18 protein-coding genes are annotated in these 16,008 nt (G+C 44.0%); 9 read left to right on the top strand and 9 right to left on the bottom strand.

Annotated elements, in window-relative coordinates:
* Positions 1–128: 128 nt before the first annotated feature.
* From ACVA58_RS03720 to ACVA58_RS03740, 5 genes are all read right to left on the bottom strand, one after another.
* Positions 129–1,097 carry a Kiwa anti-phage protein KwaB-like domain-containing protein gene (locus ACVA58_RS03720; RefSeq protein WP_446509106.1) on the bottom strand — a complete coding sequence of 323 codons (969 nt, stop codon included), beginning with the start codon at positions 1,095–1,097 and terminating at the stop codon, positions 129–131.
* A 10-nt stretch (positions 1,098–1,107) separates the two neighbouring features.
* A complete protein-coding gene (locus tag ACVA58_RS03725) occupies positions 1,108–1,719 on the bottom strand; it encodes a hypothetical protein (protein ID WP_446509107.1) in 612 nt (203 codons plus the stop codon).
* Between the two features lie 171 nt (positions 1,720–1,890).
* A complete protein-coding gene (locus ACVA58_RS03730; protein WP_446509108.1) occupies positions 1,891–2,523 on the bottom strand; it encodes a hypothetical protein in 633 nt (210 codons plus the stop codon).
* Positions 2,524–2,648: 125 nt separating this feature from the next.
* Complete coding sequence (locus ACVA58_RS03735) at positions 2,649–3,509, bottom strand: DUF2971 domain-containing protein (RefSeq protein ID WP_446509109.1); 861 nt, start codon at positions 3,507–3,509, stop codon at positions 2,649–2,651.
* Between the two features lie 164 nt (positions 3,510–3,673).
* Positions 3,674–4,861 (bottom strand): tyrosine-type recombinase/integrase, encoded by a 1,188-nt coding sequence (locus ACVA58_RS03740; protein WP_446509110.1) that lies wholly within the window; start codon positions 4,859–4,861, stop codon positions 3,674–3,676.
* A 213-nt stretch (positions 4,862–5,074) separates the two neighbouring features.
* Between ACVA58_RS03740 and sbcB the strand changes: the two genes are divergently transcribed.
* From sbcB to ACVA58_RS03775, 7 genes are all read left to right on the top strand, one after another.
* Positions 5,075–6,496 carry an exodeoxyribonuclease I gene (gene sbcB / locus ACVA58_RS03745; protein ID WP_446509111.1) on the top strand — a complete coding sequence of 474 codons (1,422 nt, stop codon included), beginning with the start codon at positions 5,075–5,077 and terminating at the stop codon, positions 6,494–6,496.
* A gap of 214 nt (positions 6,497–6,710) precedes the next feature.
* Positions 6,711–7,256: a winged helix-turn-helix domain-containing protein gene (locus ACVA58_RS03750; RefSeq protein WP_446509112.1), complete on the top strand. Its 546-nt coding sequence runs from the start codon at positions 6,711–6,713 to the stop codon at positions 7,254–7,256.
* Between the two features lie 106 nt (positions 7,257–7,362).
* Complete coding sequence (locus ACVA58_RS03755) at positions 7,363–7,704, top strand: CidA/LrgA family protein (protein ID WP_446509113.1); 342 nt, start codon at positions 7,363–7,365, stop codon at positions 7,702–7,704.
* A complete protein-coding gene (locus tag ACVA58_RS03760) occupies positions 7,701–8,381 on the top strand; it encodes a CidB/LrgB family autolysis modulator (protein WP_446509114.1) in 681 nt (226 codons plus the stop codon). The genes ACVA58_RS03755 and ACVA58_RS03760 overlap by 4 nt, the downstream gene beginning before the upstream one ends.
* A gap of 189 nt (positions 8,382–8,570) precedes the next feature.
* Positions 8,571–9,458, top strand: a complete 888-nt coding sequence (gene cdd / locus ACVA58_RS03765) for a cytidine deaminase (protein ID WP_446509115.1) — start codon at positions 8,571–8,573, stop codon at positions 9,456–9,458.
* A gap of 134 nt (positions 9,459–9,592) precedes the next feature.
* Positions 9,593–10,483 (top strand): DMT family transporter, encoded by an 891-nt coding sequence (locus ACVA58_RS03770; protein WP_446509116.1) that lies wholly within the window; start codon positions 9,593–9,595, stop codon positions 10,481–10,483.
* 187 nt (positions 10,484–10,670) lie between these two features.
* Positions 10,671–11,645 carry a TAXI family TRAP transporter solute-binding subunit gene (locus tag ACVA58_RS03775; RefSeq protein ID WP_446509117.1) on the top strand — a complete coding sequence of 325 codons (975 nt, stop codon included), beginning with the start codon at positions 10,671–10,673 and terminating at the stop codon, positions 11,643–11,645.
* 69 nt (positions 11,646–11,714) lie between these two features.
* Here ACVA58_RS03775 and ACVA58_RS03780 read toward each other — a convergent pair whose 3' ends face one another.
* Positions 11,715–12,119, bottom strand: coding sequence for a hypothetical protein (locus ACVA58_RS03780; RefSeq protein WP_446509118.1), 405 nt, complete (start codon positions 12,117–12,119; stop codon positions 11,715–11,717).
* Between the two features lie 323 nt (positions 12,120–12,442).
* Here ACVA58_RS03780 and purT point away from each other — a divergent pair, with 323 nt between their 5' ends.
* Positions 12,443–13,618 (top strand): formate-dependent phosphoribosylglycinamide formyltransferase, encoded by a 1,176-nt coding sequence (purT, locus tag ACVA58_RS03785; protein ID WP_446509119.1) that lies wholly within the window; start codon positions 12,443–12,445, stop codon positions 13,616–13,618.
* Between the two features lie 90 nt (positions 13,619–13,708).
* On the opposite strand, the gene ACVA58_RS03790 is transcribed toward purT, so the two are convergent.
* Both ACVA58_RS03790 and ACVA58_RS03795 read right to left on the bottom strand, forming a co-directional pair.
* Positions 13,709–14,353 (bottom strand): thiopurine S-methyltransferase, encoded by a 645-nt coding sequence (locus ACVA58_RS03790; RefSeq protein ID WP_446509120.1) that lies wholly within the window; start codon positions 14,351–14,353, stop codon positions 13,709–13,711.
* Between the two features lie 347 nt (positions 14,354–14,700).
* Positions 14,701–14,994 (bottom strand): hypothetical protein, encoded by a 294-nt coding sequence (locus ACVA58_RS03795; protein WP_107348508.1) that lies wholly within the window; start codon positions 14,992–14,994, stop codon positions 14,701–14,703.
* 231 nt (positions 14,995–15,225) lie between these two features.
* Here ACVA58_RS03795 and ACVA58_RS03800 point away from each other — a divergent pair, with 231 nt between their 5' ends.
* Positions 15,226–15,621 (top strand): nitrous oxide-stimulated promoter family protein, encoded by a 396-nt coding sequence (locus ACVA58_RS03800; protein ID WP_446509121.1) that lies wholly within the window; start codon positions 15,226–15,228, stop codon positions 15,619–15,621.
* A 4-nt stretch (positions 15,622–15,625) separates the two neighbouring features.
* On the opposite strand, the gene ACVA58_RS03805 is transcribed toward ACVA58_RS03800, so the two are convergent.
* Positions 15,626–15,988, bottom strand: a complete 363-nt coding sequence (locus tag ACVA58_RS03805) for a spore gernimation protein (protein WP_446509122.1) — start codon at positions 15,986–15,988, stop codon at positions 15,626–15,628.
* Between the last annotated feature and the right edge of the window lie 20 nt (positions 15,989–16,008).

Genomic DNA, 16,008 nt, shown 5'->3' on the forward strand with positions numbered 1-16,008 from the left:
TCCAATTTATACAACTTGCACATAACGTCTGCAATAAGGTACGCCATGATGAACTCACAAAGCGCACCGAACTCCATACCAAAACCGCCGAGTGTAACGCATCTCCTTGATGGCTTTGATAAAGCTCGTTATTCCTCAGCTTCTTGGGGGACGACTTCAACAGTATCAGCGTCAACCATTTGCTTTTTAATTAGAGAGATAAACCTTTTATCATTAATTAACTTTAAAAATAAGTCAATATTGTTTTCATCTATTATAAATTTACCGTCACCATCAACTGTTAAATCCCAACCATGCTGACCAACGATTTCTTTCATTTCTTCGATAAATTGTTGATCTTCATAATATCTAGTTTCTTCCACTGCAACGAGTCGTCTAAGTAAAATTTTATTGGTGCCAATAGCAACTTTTAAGTCGTCAACAGATGTAATGATTCCTTGCTCAGCTAAAGCGTCAACGAGGACATCTCTTTTCGCCTCCAATCCTTCACGGATGTTAAGACCTAATTCATAGTTTGCTTTATCTCGAATAAAGACATCATCACCATAGGCAACAAAGTCAAAATAGTCTCTAAATGTAAAGACCTTTTCAACTTCTATTTTTTTAAAATCACCATCACTAAAAATCCAATTATGAGCTGATGATGTTCGTTTTAAATTCCAGCCACCTTTTACTTTAGAAAAGGCAAAAAGCTTATTATTTTCTTGCGTAAACTCAACAACTAGTGCCCACGCATTACTGAACTCTTGGATGTTTTCAACAGGTTCATTATCAGCACCTTGACGAACCTTTGTTATTATCGCTGAGAAATCTGTAGCATCAATAGTATGAACTAACGCTCGATCTTCATCTGTATCAACTGTAAGCGCAGAGTATGCAGCTAAATTTCGAATTGGTTCCACAGAGTCTTGAATTCCACAAAAGAACTTCTTTAACGCTCCAACCAAGTCATCATTCAATCCATCAATTGATGCAGACAGTGCTTTATAACTATTGACACCAGATCTACTACTTTTCTTTATTACCCATAATCGGCTTGCAATCGCATCAAAATCTAGCTGCTTTATATTTTCAAGGGTTTGTAATTTGTCTTGCATCCAACAGTCCTTACTTTGAGATTATTCCCATATAATTATTTAATTTAACAAATTTCTCTTCAGTATTAGCTAAAAGATCTTTTGTTGATAGCATTACGCACTCTTTATTTTCGTCACCTTCTTTATAACTACAATCATATAATCCATACCCCATTGCAGCCAATATCGGGTTAATGAAAACACTTTGACTTCTAATTGATAACAAACAAAGAACACTAAGAAACAAAACAAGAGAAAATATGTCTTGCCATTTACTTAAATCGAAAGCAACGAAAGATATCATGTATGGAATAGTATAATTAACCACTTCGCTTGAGCGACATTTCGCTGAATTGATAGTGATATCAAAAGGATCTTTTGTGATATTTTTTAACACATATCTGAGTAAGATAAGACTTACCACTGACAACCCAATTAAAGTAAACACAACATCTTTATTGCTAAAATTTATCCAGTATGGGAATTTTATTTTGCTAACGAATAAAATAGGTGTGTCAAGTATTTTTTCATACCAAAAAAAACTTTTAATATCCTTGATGATCATTATCAAAAATAAAGGTGTATATCCACTTATGAAAATAGCGATCGATGAAACTAACCTTGTTTTGCTCCTTCTATTCATAAATCCTCCTATTACCAGCGTCAATAAGTTTACATCCCCTCTTAGTCATACGCAACGAAACTAATATCGACGTGTAGAGTTTTAACGCCCGCTTAAGTGGCGAGTGAGCGTGTTCCATAATTGTAGCGAAGCAAAATGGCACACGTTTACGAGCCCGTCTTGAAGCGTTTGTTATGAAACACTTTCCGCTGCTCTTCCGGTCATGTCATTCAACAGGTTTACCCAGATTTTTTCTAGTGTTGGTAAGTTAACATGAGGTGAGCTTTGCTCAATAACGTGGTCACATACTTTTATAGATTCTTGCACCATCACGATGATGTAGTCTCTAAGTCTCTCCTGCCCTTCCTTAAGCATCATCAAAACGCACTTGCCACCAAACAAGTCATTCAACTTTCCTTTACGCTTATTAATACATTTAGTAAGCATTAAAATAAATACGCCTACTTGCTGACTTCGTGGGTCAACCCCCTCTTGAAAATACACTGGATTTTCTGCTGCTACCTCGTGAAGAAAGTCAGGATCAAAATGTCCAGAAAAGCTATTTCTAATGCCCTCAATATCCTTTCTGAAGTTGGAATTGAACTGTTTAAATAGTTCGGTACCAATAGCGTCATCCCGGTTATAGACACTCCACTGGTGCTTTTGCATTGCGTCCTTAACATTGAACATATCAACAAAGGCTAGTTTTATTCTCAAACGAATTTCATCATTATGAAAATTCAACTCTTCATTTTGTAAGTAGACCAGTATCTCCGCCAAACTATTACGCAGATTAGTCGCAACTACATAATTCTCGTGATTCATTAACTTACCTTTATACTCCGAATTTCAATGTGTTTCATAACGCCGCATTAAGGTGTGAGCGGCGCTTGGCTATACTTGAGCGAAGCGAAACTGCCAAGCGTTGCGAATCACTATTAAATGCTTTGTTATACCGTTCTTGAATGGTGCTTCCTTTTTATTTGAAATGACTCGACATCGATATACGCTTTATACACGTCACACTCAATCCCAACATTCCCCTTTAGAACAGACAACAAAGTAACAAGCTTACTTTCTGGCATTTTTTCTCCATAAGTAATCGACTTAATTGCTGCTGGATTAAAATAATTTACATTACCTGTGCTTTTTAGGATAAGCCTAAACTCATTCTCATATGCCCACTCTAAAGATTTGGTAGCTACCAGTGCCCCTAGATTCTTAGAGCTTCCATCGCGTTCTGCTGTTCCAATGAACAAGTCTATAAAACTGTTTTTCTGTAGCACTTGGTATTCCATAGGGCACAAGCCGACGTTCTGTTCTGATGCAACCGATAAGCTATGCACTAATTCAGAATAATCGTACTCAACACAGAAGCCTCGCATCCCGTTCCCATAATGTGACCACATTAGTTTGTTCTCTAGAGCAAGTTCATTTTCATCGATGTTATCTGAGACAAGACAGCATGCTTTTGTATCGTTGATGTGAGCACTAAGTTCCTTTTGGGTCATTGCTACAGCGTTTTTCATGTGCTGTTCGTAATGTTCACGCAATTCATTCTTTACAATAAGTTCAGTTAGGGCTTGGTTAACCTGTTCTGACGGCATATCTCCCTTATGTAAAGCTTTATACATGGCAATTACTTTTGACTGATCATATTCTCCTAAATCTGCTTGCAAGGCATTTTGAACAAACAAGTCTTCAAAAGGATCATTGAAGTCAGAATATGAGCTAAACCACAAATAGTTATTAGCTAGAGCATCTAAGTCATGCGCATTGTAAGGAAAGAATCTATATAAGCTTTTAATCAATTATTACTCCACCGATATGTAATTTTTAGACAAGGTATAACATTTTATTCTACGAAATCGATTCGTATATCTTCCTGTTTCGGCGAATATACGAATCAACTTCGCTTCTCTCACGTTTATCGAAATAGAACCATCAAACCACGTGAACGACATTATGAAAAGTATTAACCGTCATTACTGTCTAGGTAATCAAACAATTTCTTCGCATACAGCTCATATCCCTCCAACTGCTCATCTAACCAATCATGCTTGTTGTATACAGCCAGTACCCCACCCAGCTCATGGCCTAACATCTTCTCTACTACGTGTGGCATTACACCAAGTTCTGAGGCACCTGTAGACAACGAACGCCTGAAATCATGGGTCCGCCACTCTTCTAGCGGCAGACTTGCGCGTATGCGGCGTATATAACGGTTTGCGGCTGAAATGGTAATTGGGGTGTTGAGGTCTTGCCCTGGGAATAGCACGTCATCGTAGGTTGCCATGACGCGTTCTAGTATGGCTCGTGCTTTGGTGGGGATTGGTCGGCGGATAGGCTTGTTGGTTTTGCTCAGCTCTTTGGGGACAGTCCAAATGCCGGCTTTCATGTCGAAGTGGGATCTACGCGCTAGGCGGAGCTCTGAGAGGCGGTTGCCCCATAGCATAGTAAGTTGATGAAGGGTTTTATTGGCGGTACTGGCACGACTACGCTCTATGGCGAGCCAGATTTGCCCTAGTTCGGACCAGGTAGGCACACGGCTTCCGTTCTCTGGCCGCATACCGACGTTTTGTTTTTTGATTCGGTCGAGGTCGGTTCTATCAATGATGAATTTACTTTTACAGAAATTCAGGCAGGCGCGCAGTGTGGTGAAAAGAGAGTTGGCAGTTTTGGGCTTTTCAGCGCCGATATCATCCAGCCATTGCATCCATTCTCTGGCAGGTATGGTTTCGACGTTTCTGTCTGGGAAGGTGCCAAGATAGTAATTTCTTGCAAAGGATCGGTATAGCTCTTGGGTACCCTTCTTCAAGGTGGGGACATAGTGTTTCAGCCAGTAGTTTATGCAGTCATCTAAAGTGACGAAATCTTGTTCACCACTACCTCCAACCCCGTTGGCAATTTCGGGATTTCGACCAGATTCTCTCAATTCCATCATGATTTTATGTTTCCGCCTTGCCTCTTTGAGGCTAGTTGCGGGATACTTACCTATCTTTATTCTGAGGCTTTTTCCATTGAACCGACAACGATACTGAAAGGTAATTTTTGCGGTGGGAGATACGCGGGCTATCAGCCCTTCCCCATCACTGATTTCTGATGGGCCATCGTAAGATTCTTGTTTTGAGATCAGTTTCAGTTGCCGGTCTAAAATGGTCATACTAAATCCTTGTAAAATCCATGATTTGGTTGCTTGGTTTAGAACTAGTTTTGGACACACAGCGCAAATGTTTGGACACGGATTTGGACGTAAATGCAAATCCCAAACGTAAAAGCGCCGGAATCAACTACTGTATAAGTGTACAGTATAGCATTTAAAAGCCATTGTAAGAACAAACACTTAATACCAATGCGATGGCTTCTGGAAACTACTATGAATGATACAAATCAGCCAACCCTGTTTTGGCTGGATTATGAAACCTTCGGTGCCAACCCGGCAATGGATCGCCCATGCCAGTTTGCTGGTGTTCGCACCGACATGGACATGAACATCATCGGTGAACCGCTGGTGATCTACTGTAAGCCACCCGTCGACTACCTGCCTTCGCCTGAAGCCTGTCTTATCACGGGGATTACGCCACAGGAAGCGCATGAGAAAGGCTTGTCAGAGCCTGAGTTTATTGCCCAAATTCACAATGAGCTGTCGAAGCCTAATACCTGTGTGATTGGCTATAACAATGTACGCTTTGATGACGAAGTTACTCGCTATACCCTTTATCGCAATTTCTATGACCCATATGCTTGGAGCTGGCAGAACGGTAACTCGCGTTGGGATCTGCTGGACATCATGCGTACCTGTTATGCATTGCGCCCGGAAGGGTTAAACTGGCCAACCAACGAAGATGATCAACCAAGCTTCAAGCTTGAAAACCTATCTGTTGCCAACGGTATCGAACACGCCAATGCGCACGATGCGATGGCAGATGTATACGCGACCATTGAACTAGCAAAAATCATCAAGCAAAATCAGCCTAAGCTGTTTGATTACTTCTTTAAGCTACGTAACAAGCGTAAGCTTCAAGAGCTGATTGATATCGTCGAAATGACACCGCTGATGCATGTGTCAGGTATGTTCGGTGTCGAGTGTGGCAATACCAGCTGGATTGTACCGATGGCATGGCACCCTGATAACAAAAACGCGGTTATAACGGTGAATCTGGCAATGGATCCTACCCCGCTACTCGAGCTCTCTGCCGATGAGTTGCGTGAGCGTCTGTACACCAAACGAGCAGACCTTGGCCCTGACGAACAACCAGTACCACTTAAACTTATTCATCTTAATAAGTGTCCGGTACTTGCTCCGGCGAAAACCCTCCGCGCTGAAGATGCAGCTCGCATTGGTATCGACCGTGAAGCTTGTCTGAAAAACCTAGCGACGTTGAAAGCGCATCCGGAAGTCCGTGAGAAACTGCTGGCGATTTATAGCGTAGAGCGTGAGTTTGAGAAAAAAGACAATGTCGATGCCATGCTTTATGACGGCTTCTTCTCTAACGCCGATCGCTCGACCATTGATATCATCCAGAAAACGCCAGAAGCCGAGCTCGGCAAGCTGGAATTGAATGTTAGTGATAAGCGTATCAAGCCGCTGCTGTTCCGCTACCGTGCCCGTAACTACCCAATGACGCTGGATTTCCAAGAGCAACAACAGTGGAAGCACCACTGTCAGGACTTCTTTGAAGAAAACCTGCCAAGTTACATGGAAAACCTCGAAGCGGTTGCCATGGAGCACCAGTCGAACGAGAAGAAGATGAAGATCTTAAAAGCTGTCTACGATTACGTACAAACACTTGTATAAATTACGACAGTTCATCGGTGCTTTATTGAACAGATAACTTACTGATATAGAAACATAAATTTACAGCCCCTTGCGCTCATCCAGACAAGGGGCTTTTTATCATCTATGATTCTTTGTTGTGAGATTGCGCAACTGGGCATGAGCACCAACACTAAATAGTGAAGGATTTTAAATTGTCATTCATGGATTCGAAGGGCGAATTGTAGTGATTGATATGACAACACAATCTTTAACACGCTGTTTTCGGTTCCCAGATGTCGACTTTGAGCCAGACGTACACTTGCTGGTTTGGCGAGACAAAACAGAAACACCGCTCACGTTGCATGAGTCTCGGTTACTCGAGGCACTTTGCTATTGTGCCGGTGAAGTGATCAGCCATGAGCAATTACACAATAAAACCTTCAGCCAACTTGATCCTTATGAAGACGGCACCGGTCAACACTACGATCTTAATAATGTACTCAAACCTTTAGCGGCAAAGCTCATCCTGCAGGAAAAAATGGCTATCCCGATCGAAGTGGTCCCCCATTATGGTTTTAGGGTGCCATTGCCTGAGAAAACCTGTCGACTGCCCCACGAACCAGAAAAAGCGGAAGATCAAGACCAAGCTCCCCCTCCGAGCCCAGACAATGAAGAGGACGAATTTAGCTCTGCCACCGAAGAGATAGTCAAAACCAGTACGGTGCATAAAATATCTGTCGCCATACTGGCATTAATCGCAGCGGGTATCATTACCGCGTCATTCCTCGATTATTTATGAAGAATTAACTCTTTTTGAAGCATTAAAGTCATGACAACTAAGTGTGGCTTAGATCACATTTATTTTGTATGATAAATGAGTTTCTTCTACCACCTCTGATGAGCTCATGGCATATCTACGATCTTTCTTTATTATTTTTGTCTGTCTATTGTTAGGCAAAGGCATTCAACACCTTACCGGTTTAGCCATCCCCGGTAGCATCATCGGCATGCTGATATTGTTCACCATTCTTTCTATGGGGCTTATTCCTGCCCACTGGGCAATGCAAGGCTGTCACCTTCTTATTCGCCATATGGCTTTATTGTTTGTCCCTGTTGGCATAGGGCTAATGAACTACCTCGACCTTCTTACCAATAACGCCCTTATCATCCTATTGAGCACTATTGGTAGTAGTGTGGTGGTCTTCGTCACCATAGGTTTGGCAACACATTATAAGGAAAAACAATGATCTGGCTGCTGACTACCTTGGTTGTGTTCTACACGGCCCGTTATATTTCCAAGCATATCCAGCATCCTATTGTTAATCCGCTTCTCATTTGCTTGCTGGTGATCATCCCGTTGTTAATATGGCTTGAAATTCCTTATGAAACCTATTTCGAGCAGAACAAATGGCTTAATGCTTTGCTTGAACCCGCAGTGGTTGCATTGGCTTTTCCTCTTTATGAGCAACTCAGTCAGATCCGCAAAAAATGGAAGGTGATTTTCTCTGTCTGTCTAATCGGTAGTTTGTTATCGATGATCACCGGTGCGGGCATCGCACTGATGCTAGGGGCTGATGCACAACTTACGGCATCAATTCTCCCTAAGTCAGTGACGACCCCTATCGCGATGGCCGTGGCAGAACAAGTTGGCGGACTCCCTTCAGTTGCCGCTATTATGGTTATTATTGCTGGGTTATTTGGTGCGGTATTGGGTTATCCCTTATTCCGCCTGATCGGTGTCAAAGCGCCAATCGCCAAGGGGCTAACCATGGGCACGGTCTCCCACGCATTGGGCACAGCAAAAGCGGCAGAAGAAAATTATCAGGAAGGCGCATTCAGCTCCTTGGCCTTGGTAATTTGTGGGGTGATCACATCGATTTTGGCCCCGCTATTGTTTCCACTCATCATGGCAGTATTTCGCTAAGATGTGCTAGTAATCGAATACAAAACTAAATAATTGATTATCTTCTATAATTTATTTATAACCTGTGTGACCCGACTCGCATTACTGCAAATGATGCAACGGTTGATTGTTAAGTGTGATCGAGATCACTCAATTATATAGTTACCAAGCCTACAATGTTTCTCCATACACAAGACGGAGTGAAAACTCATGCACACTAAAGTAATGGATGCTTTAGGCGCTCTACCCGCTGATCTGGCTTCTGCAATTAAACCTGTGCTAGAAGCTGAGAATTTCGATGCCACCTTAAACCCTGAGGTGTTTGCTCAGTTAATGTCGAAAACCAACATGACTGACAGTGAATTGCGTGTTGCATTACTTCCGCTTGCCGCTGCTTATTCTGTTGCACCTATCTCGAATTTCTATGTTGGCGCAATCGTCCGTGGTCAATCTGGCACGCTTTATTTCGGTGCCAACATGGAATTTGTCGGTGCTTGCCTTTCTCAAACGATTCACGCAGAACAATCCGCCATCAGCCATGCTTGGGTGAAAGGCGAAACCGGCATTTCTGATATTACCATTAATTACAGCCCTTGTGGCCACTGTCGCCAGTTCATGAACGAGCTAACAACAGCGAACGAATTGGTTGTTCAATTGCCAGAGCGTGCTGCAAAGTCACTGCAAGAGTACTTACCTGAATCTTTTGGTCCAGCCGACCTAAATGTAACTGATGCGCTACTGACTAAAGTTGATAATGGTATGGAAACTGAAGCATCAGAAGCCCTCATTCAGCAAGCTTGCCAAGCAGCTAACCGTGCGCATGCGCCTTACACCAAAAACTTCAGCGGTGTGGCACTGAAAGCAAAAGACGGTAAAACATTCATTGGTATGTACGCCGAGAATGCTGCCTTCAACCCTAGCCTTCCTCCGTTACAGGTGGCATTGGTTAACATGAACATGGCAGGTTACCCGCTTGCTGACATTGAAGAAGCGGCATTGGTTGAAAAAGCAGACAGCACAATCAGCCACCTCTCTGATACACAGACTACACTGGAAGCACTAAACCCTGATATTCCATTGTCTTATGTTGCTGCGTAAGCACAATGAAGATAAAAAACCGCCAATTGGCGGTTTTTTTGTATCTGTTGTCGCTTAGCGAACAGAAAGCGGTTTTCTCTTACCATGTGTAGGAGTATGATTTTCCAGATATAAACCCAATAAATATTAATTACATGTCTCATCAACACAACCCGGTTCAAGGGGCTAGCTGGATGGTCACTGCCGGCTTGGCTTTTGCTATAGTCAACAGCTTGGCACAGTACCTCAGTATGGTTTTACATCTTCCATCAACCACTGTTGCCCTATTCCAGTACTTCATTGCCTTAATTGCTATTTTCCCTTGGTTAAGAACCTTGGGTATTCGCAATGCACTGCGCACTCAACATTTTGGCCAACACTGTTTTCGCGTATTGCTAGCGGTAATCGGTATTCAACTGTGGCTTTGGGCGCTGGCCTATCCGGTGCCAATCTGGCAGGGTATCGCGCTACTTATGACCTCACCGCTGTTCGCTACGATTGGCGCGGGTATATTTCTGAAAGAAAATGTCGGCACTGCACGTTGGGTCGCGACAATTGCTGGTTTCTGCGGTGCAATGATCATCCTAGAACCTTGGGCAGAAGGTTTTAGCTGGGCAACGCTACTCCCGGTGGCAGCTGCATTCTTCTGGGCTTGTTACTCGCTCATGGTGAAGAAAATGTCATCCAGTGAGTCACCAACCACCATTGTGGTATACCTACTGATACTTATCACTCCGTATAACCTGTTCCTTGCCGTCCCTGAGTTTACACTGCCGCAAACAGGTTTAACTTGGATTCTGCTGGGTGGTGCGGGGTTATTAACTGCGTTGGCCCAATGGGCGATTGCCAAAGCCTATGCCGTCGCTGATGCCTCTTTTGTCCAACCTTTTGACCATGCCAAACTGCCTCTGAATGTGCTTGGCGGTTGGGTAGTATTTGGCTGGGTTCCACCGGGAAGGTTGTGGTTAGGCGCTGCAATTATCATTGCATCTGTTGCGTTTATCACCCAGTGGGAAAATAAAAAAGCCGCAATGGCAAGAAGCTAGCAATTCAGCATAATATTAAATCCAACCCTCGAGAATACAGATGAAATACCGGTACGCTCGGGGGTTGTCTTAATCCCACGACAAATAGCGCTTCACCACCGTCTACACTCATCCTAAACTGCCCAACCTATTGTTAACGTAAAGGTTGAGTCGCCATGTATGATCAACAACATGTGAGGTATACGGAATGTCTTGGCGCGTTATAGCTCTCTCGTTTATCGGTGGCGCTCTGCTATCGCTCTCCTCGATTTCACAAGCTCAGACTTTCGTTACGGTAGGTACCGGTGGCGTAAACGGTGTTTACTACCCTACCGGTGGTGCAATTTGCCGACTTGTAAATAAAGATAGGAACAGGCACGGGGTAAGATGCTCGGTTGAATCAACCGGCGGCTCCATCTATAACATCAACAGCATCCGTGCTGGCGATCTGGAGCTTGGGATCGCCCAATCGGACTGGCAATATCACGCTTACAACGGTACCGGTAAGTTTGAAGATAAAGGCCCTTTCAAATCACTTCGCGCAGTGTTCTCTATTCACCCAGAACCTTTGACTGTGGTGGCACGTGCTGACTCAGGTATCAAGAATTTTGAAGATCTTAAAGGCAAACGGGTCAACATTGGTAATCCGGGCTCTGGCCAACGCGGAACCATGGAAGTATTGATGAAAGCCTATAACTGGACCGAGAAGGATTTTGCCTTAGTGTCGGAGCTCAAAGCATCGGAGCAATCCAGAGCTTTGTGTGATAACAAAATCGATGCCATGGTCTACACCGTTGGCCACCCAAGCGGTGCTATCAAGGAGGCGACAACTGCCTGTGAAAGTGTCATCGTTAATGTGTCAGGGCCTGTGGTCGACAAGCTTGTTGAAGAGAACAGCTTCTACCGCAAAGCGACAGTACCGGGGACGATGTACCGGGGTAATGATAACGACGTGCAAACCTTTGGGGTCGGTGCCACCTTCGTGTCATCAGCCGCAGTGGATAAGCAGATCATCTATGAAGTGGTGAAGTCAGTGTTCGACAACTTCGATAACTTCAAAAAACTCCATCCTGCATTTGCCATCCTCATTAAAGAAGAAATGGTCGCTGACGGCCTCACGGCCCCACTTCATGATGGCGCAAGACAATATTATTTAGAAACAAAGCTAATTGAAGAAGAGTGACCCCACAAACAAAACAAGGAGCCCGTTAGATAACGTGGCTCCTTGTTTATTGAGTCTTCAATAAATCGCTTAGAAACGAATACGGAAACCCAGCTGACCTTCTAAATCAAGATCGACATCTTCCACCACATACAGTGTTGGGCCAACTTCACCGTAGAACTCAAAGCTGTTCACTGGAACTTGGAAGCCAATACCACCACGTACACCAAGCTTATTGTACTTATTGTCTACGTACTGAGCGCCAACAAAGGTGTACAAGTTATTCATGCCAGGGTCTTGGGTTAGCGAACCTAGGTTAAAGGTTTTATCGAACGCGAGGCCAAAATCGTCGATACCTAATGAGAAACGCAAATCGTTGTGCTTATACTGGATACCCGACATAGGGCTACCAAAGAAGATACCAACAGCCTGAGATGCCTGAGCCGAAAACGGAACCGCCATCATCAGCCCTATAGCGAACAGATATTTTTTCATGATGTAATCATTGTCGTTGCTAAACAAAACTGCGGCTAATCTAACGATAAAGCGGGCAAAATTCGACCCTCACGACTAACTAATGACATAACTTTGACAATCATGACAGAATATTGCGGTGATTTTGTTGTCATCGAAAACACGCCTTACCGATGAAAGATTAGCCAGCATGATGAAGCAGTAAACACGAAGCTCAATAACAAGTTATCCAATTAAATCGCAAACTTTACAAAGTAATTAAACACAAGCGCAATCGTTTGCGTGAGGATGAAATTCCTGTATGATCCGCACTAGTTTCACGTCATCTCCAGTAAGGAATTCTAATGTTAGGATCTGCAACCCGCTTAAACGCAACGCGTGTACTTCTTCTTGGCTCTGGCGAGCTAGGCAAGGAAGTCGCCATTGAATGCCAACGCCTTGGCTTGGAAGTCATTGCCGTTGACCGTTATGCCGATGCACCGGCGATGCAAGTTGCCCATCGCAGCCATGTTGTTGACATGCTTGATGGTGAAGCCTTAAAGCAACTCATTGCTGATGAAAAGCCTGATTATGTTGTGCCAGAAATCGAAGCGATTGCAACCGATACGCTGGTTGAGCTAGAAGCCGAAGGCCTGAATGTAGTGCCAACGGCTAATGCTACCAAGCTAACAATGAATCGCGAAGGCATCCGTCGCCTAGCAGCAGAAGAACTGGGTCTTACCACCTCTCCTTACCGCTTTGCCGATAACTACGATGATTTTCAAGCTGCAGTTGAGCACGTAGGCATTCCATGTGTCGTGAAACCGGTAATGAGCTCTTCTGGCAAAGGCCAGAGCGTGATTAAGTCACAAGAAGACATCGAAAATGCGTGGAGCTATGCACAGGAAGGCGGCCGTACTGGCGCTGGCCGAGTGATTGTTGAAGGTTTCATCGACTTTGATTATGAAATTACCCTGCTGACGGTACGAGCTGTTGATGGAACTCATTTCTGCGCCCCCGTAGGCCATCGCCAGGAAGACGGTGACTACCGTGAGTCATGGCAGCCGCAGGTAATGTCAGAAGATGCGCTAAAAGCCGCTGAGCACGCCGCAGGGAAAGTCGTAAACGCACTAGGCGGTTATGGCATCTTCGGTGTTGAACTGTTCGTGAAAGGTGATACTGTGATCTTCAATGAAGTGTCCCCTCGCCCACACGATACCGGTATGGTAACGCTGATCTCCCAAGAACTATCAGAATTTGCCCTGCACGTTCGTGCCTTCCTAGGACTTCCAATTCACACCATCCACCAGTATGGCCCATCGGCTTCTGCGGTTGTATTGGGTGAAGGTGTGTCTGAAAATATCCGTTTCGATAACCTCGCGGCAGCAATTGCTCGCCCGAACACGCAAGTTCGCCTGTTTGGTAAGCCAGAGATCAATGGTCGCCGCCGCTTAGGTGTCGCACTCACTCGCCGTGACTGTATCGAGAGTGCTATCGAAGACGCTCTTGCTACCGCATCCGACATTAAAGTTGTGTACTGATTTTTAGACAAAGCCAAACAAACAACTAAAAAAGGAGCCACTAGGCTCCTTTTTGTTTGTCTGTCATAACTGCCATTAAGTGGCTGTATTTTACGCGACGGTAATCAACCAAGCTTCTTCAGCAAAGCGTGTTAAGCCACGTTTGCGGCGAGGATGCGACTCATCAGCATCATCACGGGCTATGTGGCGAATCTCGCAACCTTCAAACAGGGCTTCAATTTCGTCCTTAACAACAGAAAATGGAGGGCCATCCATTTCATGCTGAGGGTAATCAAGCGTCACTAATAGGATGCGGCCGCCCGACTTCACCATAGAAAGCAGCTTTTGAGTATAGCTTTGACGCATTTCCTGCGGCATCGCAATAAGCGCGGCACGATCGTACACAATATCGACCGGGTCTACGTTTGCGGTGAAGTAATCACCACAGTGAATAGTGATTTCATCAAACTCGTAAATTGACTGGCCATTGCCCACCGGAATAACCAATGGGGTGTAAAGATGCTCGGCAAAGAATGCACGTACCGCAATTTCACTCAGTTCAATACCAACCACTTTATTGTGTTTTTCCGCCAACCATGCCAGGTCGACTGATTTACCACACATAGGGACCAACACCGAATCTTCTCGGGTTGGTTTTACTTCTGGCCAGTATTTTTCAAGTACCGGGTTGGTATCATCTAGGTGAAAACCAATTCGATTTTCAGCCCAGCGGCTATGCCAAAATTCTGCATCCATTTATTGTTTTCTCTTTCTTTTGACTGACTGATTGGCTTTATATCAAACTTGGCTTGATATAGCGAATCAAGCCACGTCAAACAAATATCTATATATGGCTCTGTAAGGCGTTTAGGAGGGCTTTCTGTAGCAAACTGAGGTAATGGTATTACTGTTGCGTTTCAGTGCGCCATAAGGGAGTGTGCGAAACAAGCACAACGAACAGAAAACAACCAGTGGATACATACAAAAAAGGATGCCGAAGCACCCTTTTTCGTTAGCTAAATTTCAAAGGCAAATCTAGCTAAAAATCTGTTCTTCAATTTTCTTTTATGAGAGTCATTGAATAAACGATACATGCTAGCGAATTATGAAATTCGGAATAGCTTAATCGAGTCACGGCGAACAGTCACACCGCGGAAAGTTACAGGCTCAAGCAACGTCATAAGTTGCTTAGAGACAAAAAACTTACCGCCGTAGCTACGATCACCACCACGATTTACCCAATCTGCAAATTCATCTGCCAAGTTGAACATAGAGTTTCCAACAAGCAGAACCAACACTTTAGCGACTTCACTGTCATTCTGTTTATTAAACTCCGCGTCTCGAACTTTCTTACGATATTCTTCGACGATTCTTTCTAGGCACTCAAATCTGCTCATATACACCACCACAAAAAAAGAGGTGCGGATACTACTGCTCATACTCGCTGAAATCAACCCACCGAGGGCCTATTCTTGGCAGAAACCTGTAATTTTTTCGTTCTCGTAACATGATTCGGGGCGTTTATAAGGAAAATGACGACTTATGTCATATTTTTCACCTTGCCAATAAGTTACATTTAAAATATAACTTTATCGATACCGCCTTGATTTAAAGCCAGAGAAATAACCATGAGTGACCAAAAAATAGACGTAAACGTCTTAATGGGAAACCTAGAAACTGAGTATAAAACCATCGAGGCAATGGTGAAGATTTACTGCAGAGATCACCATGGCACTGACACACTGTGTGAAGAGTGTGATGACTTTTTGGTCTACGCGCTGACCAAACTCGATCGCTGTCCATATGGCGAGGAAAAACCGACCTGCAAACTATGTCCAATTCACTGCTACAAAGCCGATTACAAAGAGCACTCTCGACTTATCATGCGCTATAGTGGCCCCAAAATGCTTTACCATCACCCCATTCTCGCTATCCGACATCTTGTTGCTGGCAAGAAGCCGGTACCAGTTAAGCCAGCACCAAATGCTTCCAACCGCCATAAACGAAAATCACACAGCCGATAACGAATTAATTTCTGTAGTAATCGACAACCTGAATGGTACTTGGTGGGGTATTCGCTTCAAGGGATAACTGAAAGCTTTTTCCACCTTGCATCTGCACGCTTGATCCACCATGGCCTGTCACACTAACTCCCTCAATCTTTTCGAAAGACCGAGATTCGCTGTAATGCATGGTAACGTTCAAATCTACATCTTGGTTGGCAGATAGCTCAAACTGACAAATCCCCGTGAGGCAATAAACATCAAGGTTGCCATCTTGATAACGTACATTATCAACGTTTTTTAAGGGCTGTGCTGTTATTTGCAATTCTTCGCCGCACCCTGCCAGTAAGGCCGCCCCTGCGATTACGGCCAACATCAATCGTTTCACGCATCCTCCTTAATCTCTTT

The organism is Photobacterium sp. DNB22_13_2 (assembly GCF_052873915.1).

What these genes read in the sequence shown, in the direction of transcription:
- ACVA58_RS03720 (WP_446509106.1), bottom strand. Translation starts at nt 1,097, where the DNA reads ATGCAAGACAAATTACAAACCCTTGAAAATATAAAGCAGCTAGATTTT.
- ACVA58_RS03725 (WP_446509107.1), bottom strand. Translation starts at nt 1,719, where the DNA reads ATGAATAGAAGGAGCAAAACAAGGTTAGTTTCATCGATCGCTATTTTC.
- ACVA58_RS03730 (WP_446509108.1), bottom strand. Translation starts at nt 2,523, where the DNA reads ATGAATCACGAGAATTATGTAGTTGCGACTAATCTGCGTAATAGTTTG.
- ACVA58_RS03740 (WP_446509110.1), bottom strand. Translation starts at nt 4,861, where the DNA reads ATGACCATTTTAGACCGGCAACTGAAACTGATCTCAAAACAAGAATCT.
- sbcB (WP_446509111.1), top strand. Translation starts at nt 5,075, where the DNA reads ATGAATGATACAAATCAGCCAACCCTGTTTTGGCTGGATTATGAAACC.
- ACVA58_RS03750 (WP_446509112.1), top strand. Translation starts at nt 6,711, where the DNA reads ATGACAACACAATCTTTAACACGCTGTTTTCGGTTCCCAGATGTCGAC.
- ACVA58_RS03755 (WP_446509113.1), top strand. Translation starts at nt 7,363, where the DNA reads ATGGCATATCTACGATCTTTCTTTATTATTTTTGTCTGTCTATTGTTA.
- ACVA58_RS03760 (WP_446509114.1), top strand. Translation starts at nt 7,701, where the DNA reads ATGATCTGGCTGCTGACTACCTTGGTTGTGTTCTACACGGCCCGTTAT.
- cdd (WP_446509115.1), top strand. Translation starts at nt 8,571, where the DNA reads ATGCACACTAAAGTAATGGATGCTTTAGGCGCTCTACCCGCTGATCTG.
- ACVA58_RS03770 (WP_446509116.1), top strand. Translation starts at nt 9,593, where the DNA reads ATGTCTCATCAACACAACCCGGTTCAAGGGGCTAGCTGGATGGTCACT.
- ACVA58_RS03775 (WP_446509117.1), top strand. Translation starts at nt 10,671, where the DNA reads ATGTCTTGGCGCGTTATAGCTCTCTCGTTTATCGGTGGCGCTCTGCTA.
- ACVA58_RS03780 (WP_446509118.1), bottom strand. Translation starts at nt 12,119, where the DNA reads ATGAAAAAATATCTGTTCGCTATAGGGCTGATGATGGCGGTTCCGTTT.
- purT (WP_446509119.1), top strand. Translation starts at nt 12,443, where the DNA reads ATGTTAGGATCTGCAACCCGCTTAAACGCAACGCGTGTACTTCTTCTT.
- ACVA58_RS03790 (WP_446509120.1), bottom strand. Translation starts at nt 14,353, where the DNA reads ATGGATGCAGAATTTTGGCATAGCCGCTGGGCTGAAAATCGAATTGGT.
- ACVA58_RS03795 (WP_107348508.1), bottom strand. Translation starts at nt 14,994, where the DNA reads ATGAGCAGATTTGAGTGCCTAGAAAGAATCGTCGAAGAATATCGTAAG.
- ACVA58_RS03800 (WP_446509121.1), top strand. Translation starts at nt 15,226, where the DNA reads ATGAGTGACCAAAAAATAGACGTAAACGTCTTAATGGGAAACCTAGAA.